We start from the raw sequence: 11,444 nt of genomic DNA, 5'->3' as shown, positions 1-11,444 counted from the left end.
GCGGCAGAGGTGCTCGCGACTAGGGCAAGAGATGACACGATAATCCACAAGCGGATTTTCAAACTTTTAGTACGCATGTTTGCCCTCTCGCACAGCACCTATTGATATTTATATGGTAACGTTTCCATCCTACATATCCCCACATTGAAAGCGAGTGCAAGCGATTATCAATGGATTTGGTATAAAGAAGCTCGGCAGTATTGACATCGTTTTCATGTTTTGGTTAGTCAAACTAATGATAGCGCAACCAGGGACATTATTGATGAATTCCTATTTCCAGTTAGGCGACGACGAAGCGCGAATTGCTATTGACCGGTGTATAGCCGAATTGAAGACGCGCAAGAAAACGGGAAGCGTTGCTGTTGCAGACAGTCACGGTGAGCTGGTTGGTCTATTACGAATGAATGGCGCGGGTTTCGCTACGGCAACCATCGCGACCAACAAGGTATTCACATCGTCGCGCTTGCGCCAACCCAGTGGTGATCTCGGCAAGGCCGCGGCGGAAGGCGGTTGGGACGTTCATTATCATGGCGATTCCCGATATCTCGGGTGGGAGGGCGGGGCACCGGTCTTTTTCCAAGGGACATGCATTGGGTCTGTCGGTGTCAGTGGCCTGACCGGTGAAGAAGACTTCGAAATCGCTCAAATCGGCGTAGCTGCAATTCTTGCTTCTTTGGATTGATTGAAATGGCCTTTCCCGTTCCTTATTCCGCTGCCTCCACTAGATACGATACCATGCCTTATCGTCGTTGCGGCCGCAGTGGACTGAAGCTGCCTGCCATCTCGCTGGGCCTTTGGCAGAATTTTGGCGGCGATGATGTTTTTGAAACAGGCAGGTCGATCTTGCGTTATGCATTCGATAACGGGATCACTCATTTCGACCTCGCAAACAACTATGGCCCGCCATACGGCTCAGCCGAGGATAATTTTGGCCGCGTTCTGGCTACTGATTTCAAATCGCACCGCGACGAACTGATCATCTCGACAAAGGCTGGCTGGGACATGTGGCCTGGGCCATATGGTGATGTTGGCGGGTCGCGCAAATACTTGATTGCTTCTTGCGATCAGAGTTTGAGACGCATGGGCGTTGACTATGTCGACGTCTTCTATTCCCATCGCGTTGATGTCGACACTCCACTGGAGGAAACCATGGGGGCGCTTGCTACATTGCATCAACAAGGCAAGGCTTTGTACGTTGGCATTTCTTCTTACTCTCCGGAGCTTACAGCTCGTGCTGCAGAAATTCTAGCATGTCATAATGTTCCCCTCCTAATCCACCAGCCCTCCTATTCGATGCTAAATCGTTGGGTCGAGGACAAACTCCTTGAAACTCTGGATGACTTGGGAACTGGATGCATTGCTTTTTCGCCGTTAGCGCAAGGATTTCTAACTAAGAAGTATCTGAATGGCGTACCTACCGATGCTCGTGCAGGCAAGGCTGGGTCATTTAGCCCCGACTTGGTGACCGAAGACAATTTGCAGCGGATACACGGTTTGAATAGGATTGCGGAGCAGCGAGGGCAGACCTTGGCGCAAATGGCTATAGCGTGGGTTCTTCGCGACCCGCGTGTGACCTCAGCATTGGTTGGAGCCCGCACCGTCGCCCAACTTGCCGACACATTAAAAGCACTGCGCAACCTAGCATTTAGCAAAGATGAGCTCGCCGACATTGATACTTACGCCGGCGATGGCGGTCTCAACATCTGGAGCGTTTCGTCCGAGCTAAAGGATTGCGTCGTATTATAGTCACCTTGCTTAGAGAACACTTCAAAGCACATTATCAGGGAATGAGACGAAGGAACGCATCATGGAATCAAATCTCGTCCGGCTTTTGCTCGCAAGTATCGTTTCATTCGCAAGCCTCGGCTTCACAAACAATGGCCTGCCCGAAGCGCCGGTCGGAACTGATCCTGTATCAAAGTCAAATCCAGGAATGGCGCGTTCCGGCTTGCCGCACTCAGTAAAAAGACAAAGCGTCCTAACCATAGCGGAAAGGGTCGCAGATCATCAGATTGCAATGCTTGCAGCTGGTCAGGTGCATCCAAGGAACGCTGCCGATTCTACCGACCCAAAAGGCTGGGTTCAGGGAGCTTTCTTCATCGGCCTGACCCATCTCGCCGATCGCAGTCTCAAACCGCAGTATCGGGAATTCCTCATGGCGCGGGGCGAGAGCAATCGCTGGGAATTGGGACGTCGTCTGTATCATGCCGATGACCATGCAGTTGGGCAAGCTTATCTATGGGCTGCACGTAATGGAGCAGGACAAGAAGCTATCGCGCCTATGCGGAAGGCTTTTGATCTGATCTTAGCTTATCCGTCACAAACAGACCTCGCCTTTGTCGAGCGCCCCGCCGGTGCGGGGGATCCGCTATGCTTTGATCGGTGGTGCTGGTGCGATGCCCTGTTCATGTCGCCCCCAGCCTTGGTTGAACTTAGCAAGGCAACCGGCGACCCGCGTTATGCTGCGTTTGCCAAATCTGAGTTCTGGGCCGCGACGGACTATCTCCAGGACGCACAAAGCAGCCTGTATTTTCGCGATAGCCGGTTTTTCGAACGGCGGGGCAAGGACGGCGAGAAGATATTCTGGAGCCGCGGCAACGGCTGGGTATTCGCTGGCCTAGCAAATCTTTTGACGCATCTGCCGAAATCCGATCCAGATCGGGCGAGGTTCGAGGGGCTTTTCCAGACCATGGCGGCCAAGCTTGCCTCCATACAAAAGACCGATGGCTATTGGAACGCATCGCTTCTTGGTGCTCCAAAAGACACCTTACCTGAGTCAAGTGGCACAGCGTTTTACGTTTACGGTCTGGCTTGGGGCATAAATTCCGGTCTGCTCGATCCGTTGGTCTACCAACCAAATGTTGAGCGTGGCTGGCAAGCCTTAACGCGTGCAGTCCATAAAAATGGCAAACTGGGATGGGTTCAACCCATCAGTGATCGGCCGGAAATGAACACTTTTGACGACACACAAATCTATGGCGTTGGCGCCTTCCTACTCGCTGCCTCGGCGGTTGCAGACTTGTCGGAAGCCAAGAATGATCGACAGAAGTCTCGGTAAAAGGCATAATCATTGCCGAATTTAGAACCAACGACATCCCTCTAAGTCTATCATTACTAGCATCCATATCTTCTATGACTTTAGGTTCAGCACAAATTTTTACACAATTGCACGCCGGCATATGGTTGACTGTAATGAGCCTTCTGGCTTTGGGCCTCGCCTCACCGATTTCCGCGGACGTCGGTTCAGCATTTCGCCACCCCGGGGCAATGAATACAGCCGCCAGTCTTGACTGGGTCAAGGCAAAGATCGACGAAGGCAAGGAGCCTTGGACCAGCACCCTACAAGAAGTTGAACAAAAAGCACTGCCGGCCAGCGCAGCGCTTGCGGTGATCGATGCCGGCGACCAAGCTCAGGCAGCCGCCTCCAAATCAGACGCTGTTAAAGCCTATGCAAACGCTCTGGCATGGCGCCTCACCGGCAAAAGGAGATATTCGCGCCAATCTAGCGCCATACTGAGAATGTGGGCGGACTTTCGAGGTTTCGTGGGGACGACCGACCAAGACAAGCTGCACGCTGGCTGGCTTGGTGTGTTATTCGGCGAGGCCGCCGAGATTATGCGAACATCACCAGATTGGAAGGCTGACGACATAGCCGCTTTCCAAACTATGTTTCGGCGCGCTTTCTACCCTAAGCTTTCAACCCCCAGTCGCTGGAATGGGAATGTCGACCTAACTCAGATTGACGCGCTGATGACGATCGCGGTATTCAACGATGACAAGGACGAATTCAAACGCGGCCTTCAAAGGCTAGAAGTCCGAAGTAAGGCCTACATTTTTCTAGAGTCGGATTTAACCCCTGCTGCTATCGAAGGTGATGGCGGCAATAGTCCCGCGTTTTGGTTCCACCCAACTAAATGGGCCGATGGGCTTACTCAGGAAACCTGCCGCGACAATGGTCATCATGCCCAGTTTGGGTTAGCGTCGGCCCTACACGCGGCCGAAATAGCGTGGAACCAAGGTGTCGATGTATACACGCCTCATATGAGGCGGTACACAGCGGCAATGGAGCTTATGGCTCGTCAGCTTTTGACAGGCAACATGCAAGGGACCTGTAGGAGTGCGATGGCGACCGCCAATATATTTGACACTTTTGAAGTAGGATTCAACCACTACAACCATCGCATGGGACTGCCCTTGCCATTTACCGAAAGACTCATTTCCGAGCGTGTGAGACCTGATGGGATGTCGGAATTGAACATATTCCATGAAACCCTGACCCATTCAAAGGCGCCGATGATCACGTCGAGCCACGAACGGTGACTATCGACATTTTTCTTAGAAATATGAGCCGCTTGGGCAGCGGAAGAAAGCCCAAAAAGGGCAATGGTCTAAACAATTCGATCAAAAGAGTCGTTTTTCAACAACTTCCCAAACAATACTGCTCAAGACCAGCCCGGACGTCGTCAAATTACATCTTGTACCAGCGAGCTTTATGGAGCCATGGAGGTCAACCCCTCGGCCCCGTCGAACTTCGAATAACCAGACGGTGAGGCAGTATTTCCGCCTTTACAGCACTATCCTCAGGAGAATCGATCGCTCGCAGAAGTCGTTTCGCGGCGCCTATACCAATGTCCCTAGCGGGCTGAAGGACCGTCGAGAGCGGCGGGTTAGCTATGGCTGCGTATCGGGTGTCGTCAAAGCCCATGATCGACAAGTCTTCTGGAACCCTGACGCCGCGCCTTGAGGCAAGACCCAAAACACCAAGGGCCATGTCATCGTTGGCGCAAAAAATAGCCGTCGGCATGACTGATCGCGCGAAAATCTCTATGGCGGCATTGACGCCTCCATTGGACGTCAGGTCGGAATGAACAATGTTAGCTTCATCGAGGGGTAGTTTAGATGATTGAATTGCGGCACAAAATCCCAACTCTCGATCTTTCGTGACAAAGGATTGCTTTGGCCCTGAAACAAATACAATATCCTTATGACCGGAGGTGATAAGGTACTGCGTTGCATCATATGCAGCCTGATAATTGTCGATATGCACACTCGGAAACTGACCAAGGTCAGCGCTGATAGGCTCCAGACCGATAACTATCGGGAGCGATTTGGATTTGTTTTTTTCAATCAATTTCTTGCTGAAAGGCAAGGTGGAGCACAAGAGGATCACGCCCTCAACCTGTTTGGCAACCAACATTTCAATAAAGTTGTTGTCGTTTACCTCAGGTCGCGACTCTGTCAGGATGATTGAATAACGAGTGCCGAGAACTGCCCGAATGCCCTCTAAAATTTCAGCGAACAGCCAGCTACCAATTTCATGAACAACAACCAGGATAATGTTGGTCTTACCGCGGCGAAAGTTTTGCGCCAGCACGTTAGGGCTGAAGTTAATCTCTTCAATTACTCGACGGACCCTTGCAAGCGTCTTTTTGCCCACCTTTTCTGGTGAATTCAGGCACCTTGAGACAGTAGTAACCGAAACCCCAGCAAGCTTGGCTACTTCCACGATTGTAGAGTTTGACAAAAGTCTCTCCTAAATTTTACGACAGACAACCTAAGCCACGTCAACTATCAATAACCCAATAAGCTGTTCCGCGTTACAGTACCAGCGTCAAGCTTTGATCAGGATCTGAGCCTCGGTTTGCGTATAAATATCTTGCCATTCAGCAGTTCGTCGTACCTTGACCCATTCAAATCACCATAAAAGCGGCTTTTCCATAAGCAGCCGCGATTGATGGGGACCGCCTTCACGCCGATGTCCGCTAGCCGCTGCTGCACGTCATTGGCGATAGATTTCGGGCATTTTTCCGAGCGTCTACTAGACCGCAGAGCAAGGCAGTCCGTTCTAGTGCCATCTTCGATCGAAACCAAAAGGAACTTGCAGCTATCATGCGTACCTTGAAAAAGTGATAGGATCACATGTGCCCGAGGCGCTTCGGCCGCAACCGAATGCGAATAACGCCGCAATTTCATAAACGGGCACTGTGCCGCAAAAAAAAGAGGCCGTAAAACGGCCTCTTTCAAAGTTAGTTTGATGGCAGTTCAGCCGACCATATCTTCCAGCTCGGTGCCTTTGGTTTCATGAACATATTTCAGTACGAACATTATCGAGATGAAAGCGAACGCCGCATAAAAGCCATAAGTGATCGGCAGTCCGATATTCGCCGCGAGCCACGGGAAGCTCATGGAAATCGCAAAGTTCGCTGTCCATTGCGCAGCCCCTGCTACCGCTAAGCCTGAACCACGGATCTGGTTGGGGAACATTTCGCCCAGCATCACCCACATCACTGGCCCCCAACTGAAGTTGAAGAAGCTCACATAGACATTGGCAGCGATCAAAGCGACCGTTCCCACACCGCCGGGCAAAACCAACTGGCCATCGACAAATGTTCCGCTTGCGAAGCAGATGGTCAATATCCCGAGTGTCACCGCCATGCCGATCGAACCGATCAGCAACAGAGGTTTACGTCCGATCTTGTCGATAAGGCCAATCGACACCAAGCACGCAGCAATTGATAACATTCCGCTGAGGATATTGATTTTGAGCGAGTCTGCTTCACTGAAGCCAACCGCCTGCCAGAGCACGGCGCCGTAATAGAACACGACGTTGATGCCGACGAGTTGCTGGAACACGGCAAGGCCGATGCCAACCCAAACGATTTTCCGCCATTTGCCAGTTTTAGGATCGTTGAGATCGGACAATTTGGGTTCATGATCGCCCGCAAGCGACGCTTTGATTTCCTGCACCTTAGTCTTGGCAACTGCAGATCCGAACAGCCGCGTCATCACGTGTTCGGCCTCTGTAAGACGGCCCTTCGCGACTAGAAAGCGAGGGCTTTCGGGGATGACAAGCAGGGTGACAAGAAACAATAAAGCCGGAACCGCCTGCACCCAGAACATCCAGCGCCATGCTGGATAGCCAAGCCAGAACTCACCAAGCGATGACCCTGCTGATTGTGCGAGAAAATAATTGGCTAGGAAGGCCCCTGTCAGACCGGCAATGATCATCACCTGTTGTACACTCGACAGTCGCCCACGAATATTTGCTGGCGTTACTTCGCTGATATAGGCTGGGGACAATACGCTGGCCGCGCCCACGGCAGCCCCGGCAAAGAAACGCGCAACCGCAAGAAGTAGCGCTGAGCTGGCAGCGCCCGACGCAAAAGCACTGATGATGAATAAAATTGCAGCGATCAACATTACCTTTTTGCGGCCCATGCTATCGGCAAGGCGCCCCGCCATGAACGCGCCGACAGCACAGCCCGGCAACAACGCACTAACCGTTAGGCCAAGCGCACCTTCGCTCAAACCAAAGGTCGTTTTTAGCCCTTCCTGCGTTCCATTAATTGCGCCGGAATCATACCCGAACATAAAACCGCCAATCGTGGCAACACACACGATGGCGGCAATGAGCGGCATATTGAGCTGCTCTCCCGATTTCTCAGTCATGAAATTCCTCTCCTCATACGCCGGTATCGATGTCCGGCGAGCCATTTTTGATTCACTTATGGTAGCGTTACCGCACAAGATGTGCAGTTAAAGCATTCATCTGTCAATGCTGTGAGGTTAGGCCACGGTTGCTGGCTAGGCTATTTCGACGCCAAAGACTAAGAAGCGAACAAGGTTCGAAACAATAACTACATTAATCCAATATTTTAACTCAATATCCATGAAAATGTTAGCGCTACCTTTTGTCTCCTGATAACGGCTGGGGTCAAGAGAAAGAGGTTTGAGTCTATGTATCTGGGAATCGACATCGGTACGTCCGGCATCAAAGCCATATTGATGGACGAGGCAGGCACAGTCTTAGAAATCACTAGTGCTCCATTGTCAGTATCGCGCCCGCACGAACTTTGGTCGGAGCAAGACCCGGCCGATTGGTGGGCCGCGACCAACAGCGCGGTCAGTGATCTCGATTTACAAAAAAGGCATGCAGTTAAGGCTATCGGCCTGTCAGGGCAGATGCATGGTGCGACGTTGCTTGGGTCGGACAATCGAGCGCTACGGCCTGCGATCTTATGGAACGACGGACGAAGCGCAGACCAATGCGCGGCGCTAGAGGCAGACGTCACCGACCTTGGTGAGATCACTGGCAATCGGGCGATGCCAGGTTTTACAGCGCCCAAATTGCAGTGGATACGTGAAAACGAACCCGGGATTTTTTCGCAAATCAAAACCGTATTGTTGCCGAAAGATTATGTCCGCCTTCGGATGACCGGCGAGCTTGCATCCGATATGTCGGACAGCTCTGGCACTTTATGGATGGATGTCGGCAAGCGCGACTGGTCAGACGCGATGCTCGAAGCAACGGGGCTCGAGCGTAGCCACATGCCAAAACTGTTTGAGGGTAATCAGGTTACTGGCCAACTTCGCGCAGAACTCGCCGAAGCTTGGGGCATGGCGCGGGTTCCAGTTGCAGCGGGCGGCGGTGACAATGCCGCTGGCGCCGTCGGGGTGGGCGTCGTGCGCCCTGGTGATGCCTTTCTATCGCTCGGCACCTCGGGCGTAATATTCCTCGCCAATGGCGGCTATACACCCAATCCGGGTGGCGGCGTTCACAGCTTCTGCCATGCGCTACCGGGGCGCTGGCACCAGATGTCTGTCATCCTGAGCGCCGCAAGTTGCGTCGATTGGGCAGTCAAATTGTGCGGGATGGCCGATGCAGCGGCGATGTTTGCGGCCATCGAGACACGTGGGGCGCCTGCCTCAACCGAAATGTTCCTGCCCTATCTATCGGGCGAGCGCACGCCGCATAACGACCCCAATGCCAAGGGCGTATTGTTTGGCCTCACCCATGAAAGCGATGCTGCGGCGATCGGGCAGGCCGTACTCGAAGGCGTCGCGTTTGCCTTCAACGACGGAATGGACGCATTGACCGACAGCGGTGCGCATATCGATGGCATCACAGTCATCGGCGGCGGCGCGAAATCGCATTATTGGGGTAAGATATTGGCGTCGGTTTTGAACCGCCCACTGATTTATCGTGACGGCGGAGAAGTCGGCCCTGCTTATGGTGCAGCGCGATTGGCGCAACTAGCCGACACCAGCGCATCGATCGAGGCGGTCTGCGCCGCCCCTACCATTCTTCACGTTGAGGAGCCAGACGACCGGCTTGTCGATCTATACGCGGCGCGGGTGTTGAAATTCCGTTCGCTATACCAAAATCTCAAAACATCATATTAGGAGAACAAATCATGTCAGCTAGCTATTTCGCCGACATCGAACCCATCAAATTCGAGGGCATCGAATCCAAAAACCCTCTTGCCTACCGCTATTATGACAAGGACCGCGTTGTCATGGGCAAAACCATGGCCGAGCATTTGCGCATGGCGGTTTGCTATTGGCATACATTCTGCTGGGACGGTTTCGACGTCTTTGGCGCTGGCACTTTCAACCGCCCATGGCATGGCGGGCCTATAGATCAAACGCGCGCCGACCATAAGCTTGACGAAGCGTTTGAATTTTTTAGCCGGCTTGGCTTGCCCTATTTCTGTTTCCACGATGTTGACGTGATGGCCCATGCCGAAACGATCGACGAACATGTGCGTAATTTCGCGGTCATCATCGACAAGATCGAAGCCAAGATGGCTGCGACCGGCGTCAAGCTGCTTTGGGGTACCGCCAATATGTTCAGCCACCCGCGTTATATGGGCGGTGCATCGACCAATCCCGATCCCGACGTATTCCGATTTGCCGCAACGCAGGTGCGCCACTGTATCGAGGCAACCAATCGTTTGGGCGGCCAGAACTATGTGTTGTGGGGCGGCCGTGAAGGCTATGACTGCCTGCTCAACACCGACCTCAAACAGGAAAAGGCGCAGTTTGGTCGCTTCCTGCAGATGGTCGTCGAGCATAAACATAAAATCGGTTTCAAGGGCGACATCCTTATCGAACCAAAACCGCATGAGCCGACCAAGCATCAATATGATTTCGATGTCGAAACCATCTATGGTTTCCTTCTTGCCAATGGGCTGGAAAAAGAAGTCAAAATGAATATCGAAGCCAATCATGCGACCCTTTCAGGGCATAGCTTTGAGCATGAAATCGCCAGCGCGATCAATATGGGTATTTTTGGATCGATCGACATGAACCGCGGTGATCCGCAAAATGGTTGGGACACTGACCAATTTCCGAATGACATTCGGGAAATTACGACTGCAATGTATTACATCCTGAAGAACGGCGGCTTCCAGAATGGTGGCAACAATTTCGACGCCAAGGTGCGCCGCCAGAGCATCGACGCTGCCGACCTATTCCACGGCCATATCGGCGGCGTCGACATACTCGCCCGCAGCCTATTGAATGCTGCTGCGATGATCGAAGGCGGTGATCTGGCTGCGCTGGTCACCGACCGTTACGCCGGATGGAACAGCCATGCCGGCAAGGCTCTGCTCTCGGCAAGCTCGAACCTTGAAGCCATTTCTGATGCGGCGGTTGCCGCGAAGATCGACCCGCAGCCACGCTCGGGCCGTCAGGAATATGTCGAGAATATCGTCAGCCGTTACATCTGAAGGAAAATGGAGACCGGTCAACGTGGCGCAAACCGGACCGGTCCCAACTTCAGCGTTGGCAAGTCGGTACGCATTACAGTTATGCGCTGGATACCGACACGGGGATCAATTCCCCAAAGTGGAATACTGGTTGGTCTGGCGTTGGTTGTCCAATATTTCATCATGGAGACTTGTAGGGCAAATGCCTTTCATTTTCTGCTCACTCTCGAACTGTCCAACTACGTGGGGCTTGCCGAAACCCCTAGAATGTCCTCGTTTAAATTGGAGGTAGCTTGCTTTCCCCGGGAATCCTTGATCTCTTGAGCTAAGTCATCTTCTTGAAGAGGGGAAAACCCGTCATCCAAGCGTTTCGACAAAACTTCAACTTACTGCAACGGCTTCGCATGAACGGCCCCGGATAACAGCAAAAGGGAAACCGCCAGCCATCGGATTATCGCACACTGATCTCAAAAGGCCCTGCGGGTAAGCCCGCGCTGTCATAGAGATTACACAAAGGTGCATCCCCCCAGCAATAACGTATCCGCTGCACATTGTTGACGCCATGTGCAGCGATTACCACGCCGTCACCTTGCACAGACACGCTCGCAAAGCGGCATGTGTCGGATGCTTCCTGACAAATTTCAAAAGCTATGGGCTCCAACGCACTCCGCGTTACAAGCTGGCCGTCAATTCCTTCAAACTGCACAAAGATATCCCCGCCACGTCGAACGGCCGATGTCGGGAAAGGACCATTCGCAGTCACGGCTTGCTTGTAGATTTGGTGCCGGGCCAGACGGGCAAGACGTGACAGGCCCCCCATTGAGTGGTCCGGTTTGATTGTTAGTGCATGATTGCCTCCTTGGCCAGTGTTGACCGTAGGTGGAGCGAAGCGGAACCGGAGGACGGCACTGGCCAAGGGACGGTCTGTGGTGCGGGTGGGCGATAACCAAGCGA

Annotated in this window: 10 protein-coding genes; 6 read left to right on the top strand and 4 right to left on the bottom strand. The window is 52.8% G+C overall.

Annotated elements, in window-relative coordinates; translation table 11 throughout:
• Positions 1-154 precede the first annotated feature (154 nt).
• The 4 genes from Q0N43_RS08230 (at position 155) to Q0N43_RS08215 (ending at position 4,320) form a co-directional block, all read left to right on the top strand.
• Positions 155-682, top strand: coding sequence for a heme-binding protein (locus tag Q0N43_RS08230; protein ID WP_295445172.1), 528 nt, complete (start codon positions 155-157; stop codon positions 680-682).
• A gap of 5 nt (positions 683-687) precedes the next feature.
• Complete coding sequence (gene mgrA / locus Q0N43_RS08225; RefSeq protein WP_295445283.1) at positions 688-1,746, top strand: L-glyceraldehyde 3-phosphate reductase; 1,059 nt, start codon at positions 688-690, stop codon at positions 1,744-1,746.
• A gap of 61 nt (positions 1,747-1,807) precedes the next feature.
• A complete protein-coding gene (locus Q0N43_RS08220; RefSeq protein ID WP_295445170.1) occupies positions 1,808-3,058 on the top strand; it encodes a glycoside hydrolase family 88 protein in 1,251 nt (416 codons plus the stop codon).
• Between the two features lie 134 nt (positions 3,059-3,192).
• A complete protein-coding gene (locus tag Q0N43_RS08215) occupies positions 3,193-4,320 on the top strand; it encodes an alginate lyase family protein (RefSeq protein ID WP_295445167.1) in 1,128 nt (375 codons plus the stop codon).
• Positions 4,321-4,507: 187 nt separating this feature from the next.
• On the opposite strand, the gene Q0N43_RS08210 is transcribed toward Q0N43_RS08215, so the two are convergent.
• Together Q0N43_RS08210 and Q0N43_RS08205 are read right to left on the bottom strand one after the other, a co-directional pair.
• Positions 4,508-5,524, bottom strand: coding sequence for a LacI family DNA-binding transcriptional regulator (locus Q0N43_RS08210; RefSeq protein WP_295445164.1), 1,017 nt, complete (start codon positions 5,522-5,524; stop codon positions 4,508-4,510).
• A gap of 518 nt (positions 5,525-6,042) precedes the next feature.
• A complete protein-coding gene (locus tag Q0N43_RS08205; RefSeq protein WP_295445161.1) occupies positions 6,043-7,449 on the bottom strand; it encodes a sugar porter family MFS transporter in 1,407 nt (468 codons plus the stop codon).
• 288 nt (positions 7,450-7,737) lie between these two features.
• Between Q0N43_RS08205 and xylB the strand changes: the two genes are divergently transcribed.
• Both xylB and xylA read left to right on the top strand, forming a co-directional pair.
• Positions 7,738-9,183: a xylulokinase gene (gene xylB / locus Q0N43_RS08200; protein ID WP_295445158.1), complete on the top strand. Its 1,446-nt coding sequence runs from the start codon at positions 7,738-7,740 to the stop codon at positions 9,181-9,183.
• An 11-nt stretch (positions 9,184-9,194) separates the two neighbouring features.
• Entirely contained in the window at positions 9,195-10,511 is a 1,317-nt protein-coding gene (gene xylA / locus Q0N43_RS08195) for a xylose isomerase (protein ID WP_295445157.1), read from the top strand.
• A 430-nt stretch (positions 10,512-10,941) separates the two neighbouring features.
• On the opposite strand, the gene Q0N43_RS08190 is transcribed toward xylA, so the two are convergent.
• Together Q0N43_RS08190 and Q0N43_RS08185 are read right to left on the bottom strand one after the other, a co-directional pair.
• On the bottom strand, positions 10,942-11,253 hold the full coding sequence (locus Q0N43_RS08190) for a hypothetical protein (RefSeq protein ID WP_295445154.1): 312 nt from the start codon (positions 11,251-11,253) through the stop codon (positions 10,942-10,944).
• A 77-nt stretch (positions 11,254-11,330) separates the two neighbouring features.
• A partial coding sequence (locus Q0N43_RS08185; protein WP_295445280.1) for an integrase catalytic subunit occupies positions 11,331-11,444 on the bottom strand: 114 nt, incomplete at its 5' end.

Origin of the sequence: Sphingorhabdus sp. EL138, from assembly GCF_945882965.1 — a bacterium.
Taxonomy (GTDB): Bacteria; Pseudomonadota; Alphaproteobacteria; order Sphingomonadales; family Sphingomonadaceae; genus Sphingorhabdus_B.
The sequence above is the reverse complement of the archived record's forward strand: the minus strand, read 5'-3'. Positions and strand labels throughout refer to the sequence as shown.

Excerpts from the sequence above, each read along its gene's own strand:
- Q0N43_RS08220 (WP_295445170.1), top strand. The coding sequence starts at position 1,808 with ATGGAATCAAATCTCGTCCGGCTTTTGCTCGCAAGTATCGTTTCATTC.
- xylB (WP_295445158.1), top strand. The coding sequence starts at position 7,738 with ATGTATCTGGGAATCGACATCGGTACGTCCGGCATCAAAGCCATATTG.
- xylA (WP_295445157.1), top strand. The coding sequence starts at position 9,195 with ATGTCAGCTAGCTATTTCGCCGACATCGAACCCATCAAATTCGAGGGC.
- Q0N43_RS08215 (WP_295445167.1), top strand. The coding sequence starts at position 3,193 with ATGAGCCTTCTGGCTTTGGGCCTCGCCTCACCGATTTCCGCGGACGTC.
- mgrA (WP_295445283.1), top strand. The coding sequence starts at position 688 with ATGGCCTTTCCCGTTCCTTATTCCGCTGCCTCCACTAGATACGATACC.
- Q0N43_RS08205 (WP_295445161.1), bottom strand. The coding sequence starts at position 7,449 with ATGACTGAGAAATCGGGAGAGCAGCTCAATATGCCGCTCATTGCCGCC.